This is a genomic window from Paractinoplanes lichenicola (genome assembly GCF_016785085.1).
Classification (GTDB): Bacteria; Actinomycetota; Actinomycetes; order Mycobacteriales; family Micromonosporaceae; genus Actinoplanes; species Actinoplanes lichenicola.
Genome location: NZ_JAENHO010000005.1, coordinates 711,568 through 729,457, shown reverse-complemented (window position 1 = coordinate 729,457; position 17,890 = coordinate 711,568). Strand labels below are relative to the sequence as shown.

At 71.6% G+C, this 17,890-nt stretch carries 17 protein-coding genes; 6 read left to right on the top strand and 11 right to left on the bottom strand.

Annotation, left to right across the window (positions count from 1 at the left end; all coding sequences use genetic code 11):
• Nucleotides 1-34: 34 nt before the first annotated feature.
• From JKJ07_RS20875 to JKJ07_RS20860, 4 genes are all read right to left on the bottom strand, one after another.
• On the bottom strand, nucleotides 35-1,030 hold the full coding sequence (locus JKJ07_RS20875) for an alpha/beta hydrolase (RefSeq protein WP_202993249.1): 996 nt from the start codon (nucleotides 1,028-1,030) through the stop codon (nucleotides 35-37).
• A 128-nt stretch (nucleotides 1,031-1,158) separates the two neighbouring features.
• Nucleotides 1,159-2,430, bottom strand: a complete 1,272-nt coding sequence (locus JKJ07_RS20870; protein WP_236029361.1) for an HNH endonuclease signature motif containing protein — start codon at nucleotides 2,428-2,430, stop codon at nucleotides 1,159-1,161.
• A gap of 108 nt (nucleotides 2,431-2,538) precedes the next feature.
• Nucleotides 2,539-3,189 (bottom strand): response regulator, encoded by a 651-nt coding sequence (locus JKJ07_RS20865; protein ID WP_202993247.1) that lies wholly within the window; start codon nucleotides 3,187-3,189, stop codon nucleotides 2,539-2,541.
• Complete coding sequence (locus tag JKJ07_RS20860; protein ID WP_307834333.1) at nucleotides 3,186-4,391, bottom strand: sensor histidine kinase; 1,206 nt, start codon at nucleotides 4,389-4,391, stop codon at nucleotides 3,186-3,188. Before JKJ07_RS20860 ends, JKJ07_RS20865 begins: the two co-directional genes overlap by 4 nt.
• 87 nt (nucleotides 4,392-4,478) lie before the next feature.
• Between JKJ07_RS20860 and JKJ07_RS20855 the strand changes: the two genes are divergently transcribed.
• Genes JKJ07_RS20855 through JKJ07_RS20840 form a run of 4 tightly spaced genes read left to right on the top strand, consistent with a single transcriptional unit; the run spans nucleotide 4,479 to nucleotide 7,803 of the window.
• Complete coding sequence (locus tag JKJ07_RS20855; protein WP_202993246.1) at nucleotides 4,479-5,183, top strand: beta-ketoacyl-ACP reductase; 705 nt, start codon at nucleotides 4,479-4,481, stop codon at nucleotides 5,181-5,183.
• Between the two features lie 27 nt (nucleotides 5,184-5,210).
• Nucleotides 5,211-5,978 (top strand): enoyl-ACP reductase FabI, encoded by a 768-nt coding sequence (fabI, locus tag JKJ07_RS20850; protein WP_202993245.1) that lies wholly within the window; start codon nucleotides 5,211-5,213, stop codon nucleotides 5,976-5,978.
• 20 nt (nucleotides 5,979-5,998) lie between these two features.
• Complete coding sequence (locus tag JKJ07_RS20845; RefSeq protein WP_202993244.1) at nucleotides 5,999-7,024, top strand: ferrochelatase; 1,026 nt, start codon at nucleotides 5,999-6,001, stop codon at nucleotides 7,022-7,024.
• The gene (locus JKJ07_RS20840) at nucleotides 7,024-7,803 is read left to right on the top strand and encodes an HAD-IIA family hydrolase (RefSeq protein WP_184952664.1); all 780 of its coding nucleotides are present in this window, start codon (nucleotides 7,024-7,026) and stop codon (nucleotides 7,801-7,803) included. Before JKJ07_RS20845 ends, JKJ07_RS20840 begins: the two co-directional genes overlap by 1 nt.
• Here JKJ07_RS20840 and JKJ07_RS20835 read toward each other — a convergent pair.
• Genes JKJ07_RS20835 through JKJ07_RS20820 form a run of 4 tightly spaced genes read right to left on the bottom strand, consistent with a single transcriptional unit; the run spans nucleotide 7,800 to nucleotide 12,006 of the window.
• Entirely contained in the window at nucleotides 7,800-8,672 is an 873-nt protein-coding gene (locus tag JKJ07_RS20835) for an SDR family NAD(P)-dependent oxidoreductase (RefSeq protein WP_202993243.1), read from the bottom strand. The genes JKJ07_RS20840 and JKJ07_RS20835 overlap by 4 nt on opposite strands.
• A gap of 56 nt (nucleotides 8,673-8,728) precedes the next feature.
• Complete coding sequence (locus JKJ07_RS20830) at nucleotides 8,729-10,948, bottom strand: RCC1 domain-containing protein (protein ID WP_202993242.1); 2,220 nt, start codon at nucleotides 10,946-10,948, stop codon at nucleotides 8,729-8,731.
• Nucleotides 10,948-11,502, bottom strand: a complete 555-nt coding sequence (locus tag JKJ07_RS20825) for a hypothetical protein (protein ID WP_202993241.1) — start codon at nucleotides 11,500-11,502, stop codon at nucleotides 10,948-10,950. Before JKJ07_RS20825 ends, JKJ07_RS20830 begins: the two co-directional genes overlap by 1 nt.
• Nucleotides 11,503-11,532: 30 nt before the next feature.
• Complete coding sequence (locus tag JKJ07_RS20820) at nucleotides 11,533-12,006, bottom strand: DUF6174 domain-containing protein (protein WP_202993240.1); 474 nt, start codon at nucleotides 12,004-12,006, stop codon at nucleotides 11,533-11,535.
• 99 nt (nucleotides 12,007-12,105) lie between these two features.
• Here JKJ07_RS20820 and JKJ07_RS20815 point away from each other — a divergent pair, with 99 nt between their 5' ends.
• Nucleotides 12,106-12,525 carry a YciI family protein gene (locus tag JKJ07_RS20815; protein WP_202993239.1) on the top strand — a complete coding sequence of 140 codons (420 nt, stop codon included), beginning with the start codon at nucleotides 12,106-12,108 and terminating at the stop codon, nucleotides 12,523-12,525.
• Entirely contained in the window at nucleotides 12,522-13,763 is a 1,242-nt protein-coding gene (locus JKJ07_RS20810; RefSeq protein ID WP_307834332.1) for an RNA polymerase sigma factor, read from the top strand. The genes JKJ07_RS20815 and JKJ07_RS20810 overlap by 4 nt, the downstream gene beginning before the upstream one ends.
• Here the strand turns inward: JKJ07_RS20810 and JKJ07_RS20805 are convergent.
• The 3 genes from JKJ07_RS20805 to JKJ07_RS20795 form a co-directional block, all read right to left on the bottom strand.
• A complete protein-coding gene (locus tag JKJ07_RS20805) occupies nucleotides 13,737-14,501 on the bottom strand; it encodes a class I SAM-dependent methyltransferase (protein WP_202993238.1) in 765 nt (254 codons plus the stop codon). The genes JKJ07_RS20810 and JKJ07_RS20805 overlap by 27 nt on opposite strands.
• Nucleotides 14,502-14,591: 90 nt before the next feature.
• Complete coding sequence (gene pulA, locus JKJ07_RS20800) at nucleotides 14,592-17,492, bottom strand: pullulanase-type alpha-1,6-glucosidase (protein WP_202993237.1); 2,901 nt, start codon at nucleotides 17,490-17,492, stop codon at nucleotides 14,592-14,594.
• On the bottom strand, nucleotides 17,455-17,844 hold the full coding sequence (locus JKJ07_RS20795) for a DUF6841 family protein (RefSeq protein ID WP_202993236.1): 390 nt from the start codon (nucleotides 17,842-17,844) through the stop codon (nucleotides 17,455-17,457). Before JKJ07_RS20795 ends, pulA begins: the two co-directional genes overlap by 38 nt.
• Between the last annotated feature and the right edge of the window lie 46 nt (nucleotides 17,845-17,890).

Sequence of the window (17,890 nt, the reverse complement as noted above, 5' to 3'; positions counted from 1 at the left end):
AGGACCGACCGGAACTGTACCCCTTAAGCGCCGCTTAAGAAACGTGGCCCGGCGCCTCGTGGCGAGGACCACCCGAGAGGACGATGTCGCCAACGGCCTTCAGTGTCGAGCTTCCCGGTACGAGGTAGAAATCGTGCCCCGCGACCCCGTCGGTCGGCAGCTCCGTGGCGCCGAAGCCGGCCGAACTCGGCCGCCGCCCCAGCCCCAGACCGAGAACCCGCACCTGCGGAATACGCCGGATCCAGTCGGTCGGTGCCAGCGCCGACCACACCCGGGCCCCACCCAGATCGGCGGCGTGATCCACCCCGATGCCCGGGGCGCCCAGCGTCACGACGTCGCCCACCTCGGGCAGCCGTTCCGCGGCCAGCCCGACGACGATCGAGCCGTAGCTGTGCCCGACCAACGTGACCGCCGTCGCCGGCCGCTGCCGCACCACATCCCGTACGAAGGTGGTGAGCGCGGCCGCGCCGTCCCGGGCCCGCCCCTCGGTCGCGGCGGCCACCCCGACACCCTCCGGCGGGTCGTAGCCGAGCCACGCGATGACCGCGGTGTGCGGGTCACGCTTGCTCAGCGCCTCGTACAGGTTGCGGGCCTGCACCCCCGGCGCCCGGCGCGGCACCCCACCGAGCCCCCGGTCGAAGTCGGCCAGCGTCGTGTCCACCCCCGGCACCAGGATCACGACCCGCTGAGCCTTCGCCAGATCACCCAGCACCTCGACGGCCCGCCCGTCACCGGCCGGGTCGAACTGCAGGAAGTGGCGGCCCTGAGCGGCCCAATCCGCATACGGGCAACCGGCGGCCAGCATCCGCACAGCCGTCTCACGATACGCGGCCCGGTAGACAGCGGCGCCCTGCGCGGGCCCGCCTGTGGACAACTCAGCGGCCGAAAACGGGCCTGTGGACAACGCGGCCCGCGCCGAGCCGAAAGGCGATAGGGTCCCCACCCTGGGTGGGGGGCCGGCGGCGGCCGGGACTGCTGCGGTGAGCACGAAGAGGCTGGTCAGGGCCAGGGTGAGCGGCAGGATTCGCATGCCGTGGAGCGTCTGTCCGAAGTGACCCTCGGATCGTCACACCACAGACCGCAATCGACAGTGCTACTCAGGTAGGGGTCGGCCTGGAAACAACCCGGTGAAACCATGCGAGCGCAACGACGCAGCCGTTATAAGCGCGGGTAGTAGAGGTTTTGACGGGGAGTCCGAGCGGGATCGATGCCGGGTGGCGGGATGAACTCGGGTCGCCGGTCGGCGTCGAGGCGGATCTGCCAGCCGGCGGTCGGATGGTGGATCAGCCGGTGGTGGTAGCGGCACAGCAGCGCCATGTTGTCCAGGCTGGTGGGGCCGCCGTCTGTCCAGGCGGTGAGGTGGTGGGCGTCGGTCCAGCGGGGTGGGCGATCGCAGTCGGGGAAGGCGCAGCCGCGGTCGCGCAGGCTCAGCGCGCGGCGCAGTGAGGCGGTGGCCAGCCGCTGGGTGCGGCCGAGGTCGAGGACCTGGCCGGCGCTGCCGAGCACTGCCGGCAGGACGCGGGCGTCGCAGGCCAGCCGCCGCGCGGTGCCGGCGGACAGCCGCAGCCCGGTGTCGGTGGTGGCCGGGCCCAGGGCTCGGGTGAGCGGGTCGTAGGCGACGGTGACCGCGAGCTGGGCGGGTTCGCCGCCGGATTCGGGCAGCTCGCCGGTGCGCAGCGCGAGCCGGCACACCTCGACCAGGGCGTCGGCCCGCCGCTGGGCCGGGCGGCGCTCGTCGTCCGGGACGGGCTTGCAGAGTGGATGCAGCGCGGCCTGGAGCACGGCGGCGTCCTCGCTGCCGAGCACGCCGGAGAGGCGGACGATCCCGGCGGCCGCGGTGGACAAGGTGAACCCGCGGGCCTGATGGGCACGGGCCTCGAGCCGGGCCAGGGCGAGCTCCTCGGCGCGTTCGGCCAGGTGCGGGGCGACGTGTTCGAGGATGCGCTCGCCGACGCGGCGCAGTTTGTAGGCGGGCAGCCGGCCGGCCATCTCGATCAGCGTGGTCCTGGCCCGTTCGGCGATGTCGTCGGCCTCGGCCGGGTCGACCGCCTGATCGAGCTCGCCGAGACTGGTGGCGACAGCATCCAGGGTGGCGACGATGGTGGTGGCTTGCCGGGCGTCGATCCGGCCGTCGATCAAAGCCTGCTCGACGGCCGGGTGGCGGGTCAGGGCGGCCGCACGCTCGGCGAGCTCGCGGGCCGGGCCGTGGTCGAGCAGCAGCCGCTCGCGCAGCCAGGTGGTCGTGGTGGGCTGCCCCTGCGCGGCGGGCAGGCCCCGGGTCTCGGCCTGCCGCACCAGTCGCGCCTGCAACGCCGCCACGCTCTGTTCGAGCCGGTGGGCCGCGGCCAGGCAGTCGGTGATCTCGTCGTCGGCCAGCGACCACAGCGGAGCCGCGGCGAGCTGCGCCGCGTCCTTCCCGAGCTGAGTCATCTCCGCCAACATGGCCAGCATCTTCGTACACACGTACGACAAAAATCCAACCAGAAAACGGGCTCAGGAGATCGACATCCACCATCTGCGAAGCGGCCCGAAAAAACCTCAGGAGGGGATGACGAGGCCGGTTTCGTAGGCGAAGACGACGGCCTGGGCGCGGTCGCGGAGGTTGAGCTTGGCCAGGATGCGGCCGATGTGGGTTTTCACTGTCTGCTCGGCCACGATCAACTCCTCGGCTATCTCCTGGTTGGAGCGGCCCCGCGCGATCAGCAGCAGCACGTCGGTCTCGCGCGGGGTGAGGGCGTTGAGCGCGGCCGGTTTCGGGCGGTCGGACACCGGGCGGGCGGCGAACTCCTCGATCAGGCGGCGGGTCACCTTGGGGGCGAGCAGGGCCTCGCCGGCGGCCACGATCCGTACGGCGTTGATCAGGTCGGCGGCGGGGGCGTCCTTGAGCAGGAAGCCGCTGGCGCCCGCGCGCAGGGCCGCGAAGACGTAGTCGTCCAGGTCGAACGTGGTCAGGATGACGATGCGCGGGCCGTCGGCGGAGGACAGGCGGCGGGTGGCCTCGAGCCCGTCCATGATCGGCATGCGGACGTCCATCAGCACCACGTCGGGGCGCAGGTCGCGGGCCTGGGCCACGGCCGCCGCGCCGTCGGCGGCGTCACCGACCACGAGCATGTCGGGCTGGGCGGCCAGCAACGCGCCGAAACCCTCGCGAACCATCGCCTGGTCGTCGGCGATGAGGACCTTGATCACGACTGCTCCCCTCGGGGCAGGCTCGCCCACACGACGAAATGGTCGTCCTCGGCCGCGGCGGAGAGGGTGCCGCCGAGCAGTTCGGCCCGTTCGCGCATGCCGGCCAGCCCGTGCCCGTGGCCGTGGGCGGCCGGGACGGGGCCGATCAGCTTGTTACGCACGGTGAGCTCGATCCGCTCGGGAAAGCCGCGGGCGTCGACGGTCACCGGCCCGCCGGGCGCGTGCCGGGCCGCGTTGGCCAGGGCTTCCTGCACGATCCGGTACGCCGCCAGGCCCACCGTCTCGGGCAGGTCGGCGACGTCGGTCACGGTGAGCTCGACCGTCAGCCCGGCGCCCCGCGCCGTCTCCACCAGGGTCGCCACCTCGGCGAAGCCCGGCTGCGGCGTGAGCGGCGCGTCCCCCTCCTCGGCCCGCAGCACCCCGAGCAGGCGCCGCATGTCGGTCAGCGCCTCCCGGGCCGTGCCCGCGATCGTGGCCAGCTCCTCCTTCGCCGAGTCCGGCAGGTCGCCCACGCGATAGGGCGCGGTCTCGGCCCGTACGGCGATCATCGACATGTGGTGGGCGACCACGTCGTGCATCTCCCGGGCGATCCGCGTCCTTTCCTCCAGGACCGCCCGTTTCGCGCGCTCGAGCTCGGTGAGCTCCTCTTTCTCGGCGAGCAGGGCCCGCGTACGCCGTCGCCGGGACACGATGTCGCCGAGCGCGGCGATGGCCACGAGCAGCACGGCCGCGCCCCAGGCGTTCGCGTACGGGGAGTAGACGAAGACCGGGATCAGGCTGAACGCGACGGCCCAGATCGTCAGGGCCGACTCCTCGCTGACCGCCAGCCGGCCCAGCACGACGAGGAACCCGAGGAGCTGGACGGTGTTCCACGGCCAGGACTCCTTGGGGTCGGCCTGCAACGAGCCGAGGAAGAGCATGAGGAAGCCGGCCCGCCACGCGAGCACGGGCAGGCGGAAGGTGATCACGACGGGCAGCACCGAGCCGACCGCGATGATCACGACCCACAGCCTGTCGAGCCCCCGGCCGTCCAGCGCCGCGCCGGCCGCGAAGCCCAGGCCGATCAGCCCGAGCAGGCCCAGCGGGATCGCGTACGTCCAGAATTGTCCCTGGAGGGCGGGACGGGCCTTTTCGCGTGACCAGAACAGGCGTCTGAGCGGCCCCGTGGCGTTGCGCCGGGTCACTGGGCCGATAGTCTCCACCCCGGCAGGTTACGGCGGTATCACGTCGCCGTCGTGCCCCCGTGGTGCCAGCCGGCACCCCCTACCTGGGTATGAGGAGCGACGTTCGTGGCGCGCACGGTTTTGGTGACAGGCGGCAACCGGGGCATCGGTCTCGCGATCGCGCGGGCGTTCGCCGAGCAGGGCGACCGGGTCGCGGTCACCCACCGCGGCAGCGGCGCGCCCGAGGGGCTGTTCGGGGTGCAGTGCGACATCACCGACCCGGCTCAGGTCGACGCGGCGTTCACCGAGATCGAGAAGGAGCTCGGCCCGGTCGAGGTGCTGGTGGCCAACGCCGGCATCACCGACGACACGCTGGTGCTGCGGATGAGCGAGGAGCAGTTCGAGCGGGTGATCGACACGAACCTGAAGGGCTCGTTCCGGGTCACCAAGCGGGCCAGCTCCAAGATGCTGCGGGCCAAGTGGGGCCGCATCATCTACATCTCGTCGGTGGTCGGGCTCTACGGCGGCCCCGGTCAGGTGAACTATGCCGCGAGCAAGGCCGGCCTGGTCGGCATGGCCCGCAGCATCACTCGTGAGCTGGGCAGCCGCAACATCACGGCGAACGTGGTGGCGCCCGGCTTCATCGAGACGGAGATGACAGCGGTCTTGTCGGAGGCCCGGCAGGCGGAGATCATCAAGGCGGTTCCGGCGGGCCGGCTCGCCAGCGCCGACGAGGTCGCGGCCACGGTCACCTTCCTGGCCAGCGATGGCGCCGCCTACATCAACGGTGCGGTCATCCCGGTCGACGGCGGCCTCGGTATGGGCCATTAAATCCCTACAAAAGGAGCTATAACCACTGTGTCTGGATTGCTGGCCGGCAAACGGCTGCTCATCACCGGCGTGATCACGGACGCTTCCATCGCGTTCTCGGCGGCCAAGATCGCTCAGGAAAGCGGCGCAAAGGTCGTCCTCACCGGCTTCGGCCGCCTTTCCCTCGTCGAGCGCATCGCCAAGCGCCTTCCGGAGACGCCGCCGGTGATCGAGCTCGACGTGACCGACCCCGAGCACCTGGCGGGCCTGGCCGACCGGGTGCGCGAGCACATGGACGGCATCGACGGCCTCGTCCACTCGATTGGAAATGCGCCGCAGAGTGCTCTCGGCGGCAACTTCCTCCACGCGCCGTGGGAGGACGTGTCCAAGGCGATCCACGTCTCGACGTACTCATACCAGTCCCTGGCCGTGGCCTGTCTGCCGCTCATGCAGTCCGGCGGCAGCATCGTCGGGCTCACCTTCGACGCGACCAAGGCGTGGCCGGTCTACGACTGGATGGGCGTGGCCAAGGCGGGCCTCGAGTCGGCCAACCGCTACCTCGCGCTGCACCTGGGCAAGCAGGGCATCCGCAGCAACCTGGTGTCGGCCGGCCCGCTGCGCACGATGGCGGCCAAGTCGATCCCCGGCTTCGAGCAGTTCGAGAACGCGTGGGCCGACCGGGCCCCGCTGGGCTGGGACCTGCACGACACGTCGGCGGCCGGCAAGGCGATCTGCGCCCTGCTCTCGGACTGGTTCCCGGCTACTACGGGTGAGGTTGTGCACGTCGACGGGGGCTACCACGCGCTCGGCGCCTGACGCGGTGGAATAGTGGACGAGTGGTTTACGACGCCTTCGTCCTGCTGTCCTTCGGCGGCCCCGAGAAGCCCGATGACGTGATGCCGTTCCTGCGCAACGTGGTGCGGGGGCGGGGAGTTCCGGACGAGCGCCTGGCCGAGGTGGCGGAGCACTACTACCACTTCGGCGGCGTCTCGCCGATCAACCAGCAGTGCCGGGATCTCCTCGCCGCCGTCCGCACCGAGTTCGCCGCGGACGGGATCGACCTGCCGGCGTACTGGGGGAACCGGAACTGGCAGCCGATGCTGGCCGACACCGTGGCGCAGATGCGCGACGACGGCATCACGCACGCGCTCGGGTTCGCCACCAGCGCGTACGGCGGCTATTCGTCGTGCAAGCAGTACTGGGAGGACATCGCGAACGCCAGGGCCAAGGTCGGTCCGGGCGCTCCCGTGATCTCCAAGTTGCGCCAGTTCTGGGATCATCCCGGTTTTGTCGAGCCACATTCCGACGCCGTACGGTCGTCGCTGGCCACCCTCGACGAGAGCCGCCGCGCCACCACTCGGCTGGTGTTCACGGCGCATTCGATTCCGTCGTCGATGGCGAGGACGGCCGGCCCGACCGGCGGGCGATACGAGGCCCAGCTCGACGAGACGGCCCGCCTGGTGCACGCCGCCGCCGCGCCCGAGCTGGAGTGGGATCTGGTCTGGCAGAGCCGCTCCGGCCCGCCGCAGGTGCCGTGGCTCGAGCCCGACATCAACGATCACCTCGAGAAGCTCGCCGAGCAGGGTGTGACCGACGTAGTAGTGAGCCCGATCGGGTTCGTCTCGGACCACCTCGAAGTGATCTGGGATCTCGACAACGAGGCCGCTGACACGGCTAAACGGCTCGGCCTCGGGTATGCCCGCGCGGCCACCCCCGGCACGGACCCGCGCTTCGTCGCCATGGTCAAAGACCTCGTGCGTGAGCGGACCGACAGCGTCCCGTCACGCCGGCTCGGTACGCTCCCGGTCTGGGACGACTGCCCGGTCCCGTGCTGCCCACCCCCACAGCGACGAGGAGCATGATGCCTGAGCGCAAGGCCATCGAGAGCTGGCTCACCGACATGGACGGTGTGCTCGTTCACGAGGGCGTGCCGGTTCCAGGCGCGCCCGACTTCGTGAACCGGATGAAGACGTCCGGCAAGCCCTTCCTGATCCTGACCAACAACTCGATCTACACGCCCCGCGACCTGCAGGCCCGGCTCAACCGCATGGGCTTCGACGTGCCGGAGCAGTCGATCTGGACGGCCGCCCTGGCCACGGCGCAGTTCCTTTCCGATCAAAGGCCCGGCGGTACGGCGTACGTGATCGGCGAGGCGGGCCTGACCACGGCCATGCACGCGTCGGGTTACGTGCTGACGGAGTTCGACCCGGATTACGTGGTGCTGGGCGAGACCCGCAACTACAGCTTCGAGCAGATAACCAAGGCGATCCGGCTGATCGGCGGCGGCGCCAAGTTCATCTGTACGAACCCCGACGCGACCGGCCCCTCCAACGAGGGCGCGCTGCCCGCCGCCGGCTCGGTAGCGGCGATGATCTCGAAGGCGACCGGCGTCGAGCCGTATTTCGTGGGCAAGCCGAACCCGATGATGATGCGCTCGGCGCTCAACACGATCGAGGCCCACAGCGAGTCCACCGCCATGATCGGCGACCGGATGGACACCGACGTGCTGTGCGGGCTCGAGGCGGGTCTCGAGACGATCCTCGTGCTGACCGGCATCAGCACCCGCGAGGAGGCCGACCGCTACCCGTTCCGCCCGTCCCGCATCGTCAACTCGGTGGCCGACCTGATCGACGAGATCTAGCCGGCTCGTCGCTCGGCTGGAAGCCAGGGCAGGTTGAGACCGGTCAGCTGGGCCGAGAGGTGCCAGAGCTTGGCCGCCTCGGGGGCGTCGGCCGGGAACTCCTCGGTCAGCGCCAGGTCGCGGCAGTAGGCGCCGCCGCGGGTCACCGGGGTCACCGCGGCCCAGACCGGGGTGGCCGCGCCCTGCTCGGGGGTCAGGAACAGGCCGGGGATCGCCTTGCCGTCCTCGTCGATCCAGCCCGCGTCGACCATCTCGGCCGATGTCAGGTGGCGTTGCAGCGGGGTCAGCACCCAGCCGGGGCTGGCCGAGAACGCCCGGACGCCGAACGGCGCGCCCAGCAGGTCGAGCTGGTAGGCGAACAGGATGGTGGCCAGCTTGGACTGGGTGTAGGCGGCCCACTTGTCGTAGCCGAGCTCGAACTGCACGTCGCCCCAGCGGATGCGGTCGTCGGGCGACCGGCCCGAGGCGACCATCACCACCCGGGCGTCGCCGGCCGCCAGCAGGGCCGGCCACAGCTGCATGATCAGGGCGTAGTGGCCGAGGTGGTTGGTGGCGAACTGGGCCTCCCAGCCGGGGCCGACGCGGGTCTCGGGGCAGGCCATCACCCCGGCGCTGCCGATCACGAGGTCGGCCCGGTCGACCGTGGCGGCGAAGGCGCGCACCGAGTCGAGGTCGGTGAGGTCCATCGGGCGGACGTCGAGGCCTTCCCCCGAGAAAGGCCGGCGCGCGGGCACGATCACGTGGGCGCCGGCGGCGGCCAGGGCCCGGGCGGCGGCCCGGCCGATGCCCGAGGCGCCCCCGGTCACGACGGCGGTCTTGCCGGTCAGGTCGGTTCCTGCGAGCACATCACTGGCGGTGGGAGCGGTCATGACACCGCACGGTAGGGGTTCGAGCGCGCTCGAAGTCAAGCGTGAACAAGCGGAAGTCAGTAGGCGATCAGCGTCATGATGTTCGAGCCCGGCCCACCCACCGCGGGCCGCCCCGACAGCCCGAGCGGCACCGGGCTGGTCTGGTCCCCGTAGGCGCTGCCCAGGCCGAGCTGCCCGCGGGCGTTGCCGCCCCAGCACCAGACGGCGTTGTCGGCCCGGACCCCGCAGGTGTTGGGGTTGCCGCCGCCGATCCGGCGCCACGCGCTCGACCCGGTCACCTGGGTGGGCAGGTATTTGTCGGCGGTCGAGCCCACGCCGAGGCGCCCGTTGGCCCCGGTGCCCCAGCACCACAGGGTGCCGTTGTCGCGGATGCCGCAGCTGTGGTCGGTGGCGATCCCGATCGTCAGGTAGCCGCCGGGCCCCGAGATCACGGTCGGGACGAGCGCGGCCGCGCTGGTGCCGAAGCCGAGCCGGCCGCTGCCGTTGCTGCCCCAGCAATAGACCTTGGTGTCCGTACGCAGCGCGCAGGCGTGCTGGAAACCGGCGCTGACCTGCACCCACCCGGTCGCCGCGGGGGTGGTCACGGGCACCGGCGTGCTCTGCGGGGTGCTCGTGGCGCCCTGGGCCAGCTCGCCGAAGACGTTGTTCCCCCAGCAGTACATCGTGGTGTCGGCGCGGATGCCGCAGCTGAACAGGGCGCCGGCCGACACGCTGGTCCAGCCGGTGGCCGGGCTGGTGACCTGCGCGGGGCCGTTCTGCTGGGTGCTGTTGCCCTGCCCGGTCTGCCCGTAGGTGGCCGACCCCCAGCACCACAGCGTGGTGTCGGCGCCGACCGCACAGGCGTGGTACTGGCCCGCGGTCACCTGGCTGAACGCCGTACCGGCGGTGGTGGTGACCGGGGTCGGGCCGAAGTGGTTGGCGGTGTCGCCCGCGCCCAGGCGACCGGCGTTCTGCTGGCCGAAGCAGTAGAGCGCGCCCGCGTCGCGGACGGCGCACACGAACTGGTCGCCGGCCGCGGCCTGATGCCACGTGGTGCCGGTGCCGATGCGCAGTGGCTTGAAGAGCGGCAGCCCGGTCGTCCCCCAGCACCACAGCGTCCCGTCGGTGCGGATCGCGCAGGTCATGGCGGCGATCTCGCCGGGCGCGACGGCCGACCACACCGAGGCGCCGATCTTGACCGGCGACAGCTGGTCGGTCACTGTGCCGTCGCCGACCTGCCCGTACGTGTTGGTGCCCCAGCAGTAGAGCGAGTTGTCGGTCTGCGTGCCGCACGTGTGCGCCTGGCCGGCCGCGATCGACCGCCACGTGTCGCCGGCCCCGCCGATCGGCACCGGCCCGTTGGTGGTGCTGTTGGTGGTGCCGCGCCCCAGCCGCCCGTTGCCGCCCGCACCCCAGCAGTAGAGCTGGCCGGTCAGGGTGATTCCGCAGGCGTGGTCCTGCCCGACGGCGAGCGTGGCCCAGGAGCCGGCGACCGTGGCCGGCGACGGGTACGAGGTGCTGTTGGCCTGCCCGAGCCGGTTGCTGCCACCGTTGCCCCAGCAGCTCAGGACCGTGCCCTGCAGACCGCAGGCGTGTTGCGAGCCCAGCGCGACGGAGGTCCACCCGCTTCCGGACACCGCCAACGGCACGCTGGACGGGTTGGGGACGGTGAGCCCGATCCCGAGCTGGCCCTGGCCGTTGCGCCCCCAGCAGTAGAGGGTGCCGTCCGTACGGGTGGCGCAGGTGAACTCGGTTCCGGCCGACACCGTCGCCCACCCGGTCAGGCCCGGGAACGTCACCTGCACCGGCACCCGGGACGTGGGGGTGGCGGTCGGGTCCTGGGCGAGCTGGCCGTAGGCGTTGGCGCCCCAGCACCACAGCGTGCTGTCGGTCTGGATGCCGCAGGTGTGGTTGGACCCGGTCGCGACGGTGGTCCAGTCGGCCGAGCCCACCTGCACGGGTGTGTTGTGCGCCGACACGTCGTTGACGCCCTGCTGCCCGCTGCTGTTGCCGCCACCGAAGCAGAAGAGCTTGCCGGCCGAGATCGCGCAGGCCATGCGGTCGCCGGCGGTGGCCGAGGTCCAGGTGGTCGCGGTGCCGACCTGCGACGGGCCCAGCTGGACGCCGCCGGTGTCGCCCCAGATGTGCAGGGCGCCGTTGATCGTGAAGTCGGCGTCCGCGGTGACCGTGTTGCCCGTACGGGAAATGGTCGAAGTGAAGACCGCCCAGGCCGGCACAGCGCCGAACCCGGCCAGGATCACCACCACGGCGACCCCGGCCGCGAGGGCCCGCCGCATCAGCGCGCGTCCCAGCTGAACGTCTGCGTCACCGACTGCCCGAGCGCGGCCGCGGGCTCCAGCACGTCGACGCTGAGCCGATACCAGTGGGCCTCGTTGGTGGCCCAGGTGCCGCCGGGGTCGGTGAGGGTCGGGTAGCCGGCCAGCACCCCGCTGTAGAGCACGCCCGGCCCGAGCAGGTTGTAGTCGGTGGCGTCCGGGGTGAAGCCGGTGCAGCCGGGAAACGAGCCGGTCACCCCGGAGCCGCGGGTCACCGAGAGCATGAGGTAGTTCTCGAGGCCCGTGCCGCCGGTCGTGGCGCCGGACATGCGCACGGTGGCGGGCAGCGAGCCCTCGTAGGCGACCCGGACGCACCGGCTGGGCGCGACGCCGGGCCGCAGCGCCGCCACGGTGAACATGGTCTGACCGGCGGAGTTGTCGGTCAGGAGCACCGAGCCCGCGGCGAACCGGTTGCCCGGGCTGCCGGTGCTGCCGCCGAACGCCGACCAGGCGGCCTTGGCGGTGCACAGGCCGGCGAGCACGAGACCGACGACCAGGAAGGCCTTGGTCCTCACCTCAACAACATCGACAGCCCGAGGCGAAACTTAAGGCTTGTAGTCGCTGACGCTCCAGCACTCGGGGCCCTCGCCGACGTCGATGCTGACCTTGACCGGGTGCCCGTCGGCGGTGTCGTACGTGGTGGCGACCTCGGCCCCGTCGTCGGTGGCGGTCTCGGCCATCTCGACCAGCTCGCTGAGCGTGAAGGCCTCGATCTCCTCCCCCGTCTGACCGGTGGCCGGGCCCAGATCCTCGTCGGCGCCGGCCGAGGGCACCACCGAGGTCACGTCGAGCCGCTCGGTCGCCGAGACCGCCCCGGACGCCACCGTCACCTGATAGCGGCCGAGCGGCTCGGCGTCGTCGCAACCCCGGCTGAGCACGTACGAATACGAGGCGGGCTCGGTCCACGCCGGGGGCGACCCGGCGCTGGTCGGAGCGGGGGCCGGCGACGGGTCGGACGACGTGCACCCGGCGGCCAGCGCCACCAGCGCCACGGCCCAGGGAAGCTTTCGGAGCAGCACGCGGAAAAATTTAGCGCACCGTGTCGATCCCCGGCGCGGGCGTTCGACCTGGGGGTGAGAAGGTCGGCAAGCGACCGGACACCAGAGGGAGAAGCCACCATGGCGAAGTACATGCTGATCATGCGGAGCAGCGACGAGGTGCTCGAGGCGATGGCCACCGCGTCGATGGACGAGATGCTCGAGACCGTCGGCCGCTACAACGACGAGCTGATCAAGGCCGGCGTGCTGGTGGCCGCCGAGGGCCTCGACGACGCGGCCCAGGGCGTGGTGGTCGACTTCTCGGGCGAGACGCCGGTGGTCACCGACGGCCCGTACGGGGAGACCAAGGAGCTGTTCGGCGGGTTCTACATCATCGACGTCAAGAGCAAGGACGAGGCGATCGAGTGGGCCAAGCGCCTGCCGTCCTTCCCGGGCGGCAAGTGCGAGGTGCGCCGGGTGCCCGGCATCGACGAGTTCCCGCAGGACAACGAGTGGGTGCAGCGCGAGCGGGCCTGGCGCGAGCAGACCGGCCAGCTGTGAGCTCGGTCGAGGCCGTCTGGCGGATCGAGTCGGCGCGCATCGTCGGCGCGCTGACCCGGTACGCCGGGGGTGATCTCGACCTGGCCGAGGACGTCGCGCAGGAGGCGGTGGCCGAGGCCCTCGAGAAGTGGCCGCGCGACGGCGAGCCGGACAACCCCGTGGGGTGGCTGCTGGCCACCGCCCGGCGGCGGGCGATCGACGCCTTCCGCCGCCGGGCGGCCCGCGACCAGAAATACGCCCTGCTCGCCGAGGAGGACACCGACGGCGGGGACGGGCACCTGTGGGACCCGGACCGGATCGACGACGACGTGCTGTCGCTGATGTTCGTGGCGTGTCACCCGGTGCTCTCCCCCGAGGCCCGGGTGGCGCTCACCTTGCGCACGGTGGGCGGGCTGTCGAGCGAGGAGATCGCCCGCGCGTTCCTGGTGCCGGTGCCGACGATCCAGGCCCGCATCACCCGGGCCAAGAAGACGATCGCGGCCGCGCGGGTGCCGTTCGAGGTGCCCCCGGCCGACGAGCGGCGGCGGCGATTAGGCGGCGTGCTCAGCGTCCTCTATGTGATCTTCACCGAGGGCTCGACTGCCACCGCGGGCGACAACCTGCTGCGCAAGGATCTCGCGTACGAGGCGCTACGGCTGGCCCGCACCCTGGCCGCGCTGCTACAAAAAGCCGGAAGGCCGGGCGAGGCCGAGGTGTTCGGGCTGATCGCGTTGTGCGAGCTCACCGCGTCGCGCTTCGGCGCCCGTACGGGTCCGGACGGCGAAGCGATCCTGCTCGAGCAGCAGGACCGGCGGCGCTGGGACCGATCGGCGATCCGGCGGGGGCTGGCGGCGCTGGGTCAGGCCACGGCGGCCGGGCACGGTCTCGGCCCGTACGGGTTGCAGGCCGCCATCGCCGCGTGCCACGCGAGCGCCGGGTCGGTCGCCGAGACCGACTGGGAGCGGATCGTGCTGCTCTACGAGGCGCTGGGCCGGGTCGCGCCGTCGCCGATCGTCGAGCTGAACCGGGCCGTGGCCGTGGCGATGGCGAGCGGCCCGGCCGAGGCGCTGCCGCTGGTCGACGAGCTGGTGGCCACCGACCGGCTGCCCGGCTCGCACCTGCTGCCGACCGTACGCGGGGAGCTGTTGCTGCGACTGGGCCGCCGGGAGGAGGCACGGGCCGAGTTGGAGCTGGCCGCCCGGTTGTGCGGCAACGCGCGGGAACGAGAGGTGCTACTCCGCAAGCTCGAGGACCAGTAGGTCGCTCTCCTCCTCGACCGGGCGCGGGCTGCGCTCGGCCCGGACGGCCGCCTCGAGGGCCTCGAAGCCGACCGCGATCTCCTCCTCGGTCAGCCGCTCGAACGCCGACGAGCCGCGCAGCTTCAGCCTGTCCTCGTATTCGCCGAGGCTGGTGGCGATGGTCTCCTGCACCCGCTCGACGGTGACGAAGCGCAGCCCGGCCGCCTCGAACGTCTCGAGCAGCGGGTCGAGCCGGGGGAAGACCTGCTCGTCGATCAGCCGGATGCCGGGAAAGTAGTCGTACCACGGCAGGGCGGGCATGCGGTCGGGGAACAGGCTGCGGATCAGCACCCGGCCGCCGGGGCGCAGCACCCGGGCGATCTCGGCCGCGGCGACGGCGTGGTCACGCACGTGATGCAGCACGAGGAAGGCCAGCACCAGGTCGCAGCCGCGGTCGGGCAGCGGGATCTCGGTGGCCGAGCCGGGCAGGTAGGTCACGTTGTCGTGGGCGGCGTGCGCCTCGGCCGCGGCCCGCATACGGTCGGACGGCTCGACACCCCAGACCGGGCCGCCGAACTCGCCGGCCAGCGCGGGCGTGAAGCGGCCCGTGCCCGAGCCCAGGTCGAGCACGGCCAGCGGCCGCCGCGGCGGGGCGTGCCGCGCGAAGACGTGCACCCATTCGGTAAGCGTCTCGGGCGGCAGCGCGCGGGCACGCGCATAGACCCGATGCTGTCTCTCGTCGTAGTTCACCTCGCGCACAATCCCCGCCTCCCTGGGGTCATTCTTCGCCGTCGACGCCGTGAGGGACACCCCTCCACACCGGGTCGGGATCGGACTCACAGCAGAGGCTCAGGTCGCGTCGAGCACGAATACAGCCACCGATCGGGACGGAACGGTCAACTCGGCGCCCGACGCGGCCGCCGTCCGCAGGAGCGGGTCGGCCGACTCGGTCAGCTCGGGATGCAGCCGCAGACCCTCGGCGCCGCCCGGAAGGGTCTGGACCGTCTCGGTGCCGGTCGCGTTGAAGACGACCACGAGCCGGCTCCACCGCGGGTCGAGGCCGGTGCCGTCGAGACACATCACGATCACGCCGGGCGTCTCGCCGGGACCGCCGAGCGGGAACGTGAGGCGGCGCTGCACCTCGTCGGCAGTCGGCAGCCCGAACACCGGCGACGAGCGGCGGATGCGCAGCAGCTCGCGATAGCGCTCGGCGGTCAGCTCGATCACCTCGGCCGGGGGCACCAGCGCGGGGTCGGCCAGCAGCGGACCGGCCAGCGGCCAGCGGTCCTCGTTCTCGCCGGCGGGCGGCAGGCCCAGGCCGAAGCCGTTGCCGAGCCGCGGGTCCCAGCGGATCTGGTTGAACCAGTCGCCGGAGTCGAACGAGTTGCGGTCGAGCGACTTGGACCGCAGCCGCTCGCTGCCCAGCGCCACGAAGCCGGCGCCCTGGCTCAGCACGACCAGCGCCAGCGCCAGCACCTGGAGCCGGGCCCGCTCGACGGCGGGCGTGGCGATCGGCAGCTTGTACGCCATCGCGTCGTACAGGATCTCGTTGTCGTGGGCGTCGACGTAGTTGACGACCTCGCCCGGGGCCGTCGCGTAGCCGCTGGGCGCGCCGTTGTAGTCGACCTGGGCGCCGCTCTGCTCGGCGCCGAGGTGGTTGACGAACCGGTACGCCGCGAGGCCGCCGGACAGCCCCACCTTGATTTGGTCGTGCACGATCAGCGGGGTCAGCGAGCCCAGCCCGGTGGCGAAGCCGGGCGTGGTGGGGTCGCCGAACGAGTGGCCGCCCCGGACGGCGTCGCGCAGCCGGTCGTTGAACGTGCCGATCCCGGTGCCGGCCATGTTGATCTGCGTGGCCTGGGCGAACCGGGCGTCGTCGGCCACCTCGCCGAAGTTCCAGCCCTCGCCGTACAGGTAGATCTGCTTGCCGTCGACACCCTCGACGTCGGCCGTCAGGTGGTCGAGGTTGACCCGCACCTCGAGGATGTTGGCCCGCGGGTGGTGGCCCATGAGGTCGAACCGGAACCCGTCGATCTTGTATTTGCGGGCCCAGGTGACCACCGAGTCGACGACGAGCTTGCTCATCATCATGTGCTCGGGCGCGGTGTTGGGGCAGCAGGTCGACTCGGCCGTGGAGCCGTCGGCCAGCTGCCGGTGGTAATAGCCGGGCACCAGGCGGTCGAGGACGCTGAACCGGCCGGTGCCGTCGGCCATCGTGTGGTTGTAGACGACGTCGAGCACGACGCGCAGCCCGGCCTCGTTGAGCGCGGCGACCATGCGGCGGAACTCGAGGATGCGGGCCGGGCCGGCCGGGTCGACGGCGTAGCTGCCCTCGGGCGTCGTGTAGTGCCACGGGTCGTAGCCCCAGTTGAAGCCGTCGCGCTCGGCGATCGCGGCCACCTCGCGCTGCGGCTCGGGCGAGTCGGGCGGGAAGGCGGCCAGGTCGCAGGCGGGGGTGGCCTGGTCGGAGCGGCGGTCGGGCACGCTGGCGAAGTCGAACGCGGGCAGCAGGTGCAGGTGGGTCAGCCCGGCATCGGCCAGCGAGCGCAGGTGGCTCATCGAGGCCGACTCGGGATGGGTGAAGGCGGCGTACGTGCCGCGCTCGGCCGGCGGCAGCGAGTGGTCGAAGATCGAGAAGTCGCGGATCGACACCTCGCTGATCTGCATCCGGGCCGGCGCGACCGGAGCCGGCTTCTCGAGCGTGGCCCAGCCGGGCGGGGCCAGCTCGGGGTCGTCGAGGTCGACCAGCAGGCTGTGCGTGGAGTCGGTGGCCAGGGCCAGCGAATACGGGTCGGTGACGCCGGTGGTGATCACGCGCTGGGCCGCCGGGTGCCACACCTCGACGCGGTAGCGGTAGTAGCGGCCCATCCACTTCGGCTTGATCCCGATCGACCAGACGCCGGTCAGGTCGTCCCGCTCCATGGGCAGGACCTTGGGCTCGTCGGCGGGGGTCTTGAACAGCTCGAGCTCGACCGTACGGGCGGTGGGGGCCCACACGGACAGGCGCGGACGGTCGTCGTCGAGGACCAGGCCGAGGTAGGCGTCGGCGGCATCGGCGTACAGGTCGTCGATGACTCCCGCGATCTGCACACCGGTCAGCACGGTGCGCTCCCCCGCGGCGTCGCGCCCGGTCACCAGCAGCCGATCACGCAGCAGCTCGCCGAGGGCCGCATCACCCATTTCCCGTACGGAGAAGGCTTTGTATGCCCGGAGGTGGGGGAAGCGGCGGCTCTGGGCCTGGAAGAGGCCACCCGGGCGCGGGGTGAGCGGGTGCTCGCCGAGGAAGAAGGCCTCGGCCACGAGCCAGGCGGGCAGGGCGATCGTGGTGCGGTCGACGAAGACGGCCAGCGAGCGGGCCGGGTCGAGCTCGGGGCCCAGGCTGCCCAGCTCGGGCTTGACCGGCTCTTTCTCCCCGGCGCGCAGCCAGATCTCGCGCGCCTGAGTGAGGTCGAGGCGCTGGTCGTCGGGCAGATCCTTCTCGTCGCCGCGATGAAGCACGTAGCGCAGGCCGATCGCGCCCTCGCGTACGGGAATGTCGAAGACCGCGCCGAAGTCGTCGAACGAAACTGGAGCGAGCGGCTTGACCCAGTCAGGCTTGCCGAGAGCGCCCTCCCAGGCGTGCACACCCCAGCCGTCGTAGTCCTCGTCCGGGCGCTGGTAGTGGATCACGACGCTGCTCACCAGGCCATAGTGGCAGTTAGGCGAAACGGATTCAGTGCGTGGCAACCACGGTGGTGATCTTTGGCCCATCTGCGTCGACCCGCAAAAGGTATGAATACCGCTCTCCGGGCACCGCGTTGCCGAGCGAGTCCAGATACTCCCATTCGACCGATACGAGACTGAGCGCCGGTGACAGCCGCTGCACGTCCAGCAACTGAGCGTGCGCGGCGACGACCTGTTGCTCCTCGTACGCGGGGGCCGCGCCCAGGAACGACAGGGCCACCGCGGCCGGCGACGTGAAGGTGAAGCTGTACGAATCGGCCACCACCATTCCCGGCAGCGCGTAGCACCGGCTGATCGCCGCAACGTCCCCGCTGGTCAGCGCGGTGCCGTAGCGATCGAAGAAGTCGGTCAGCTCGGCCAGATCCGTGGGCGCCTTCACGGTTCGACGTGTGCCCGAGGCGCAACCGGAGTAAACGTGGGAGGAA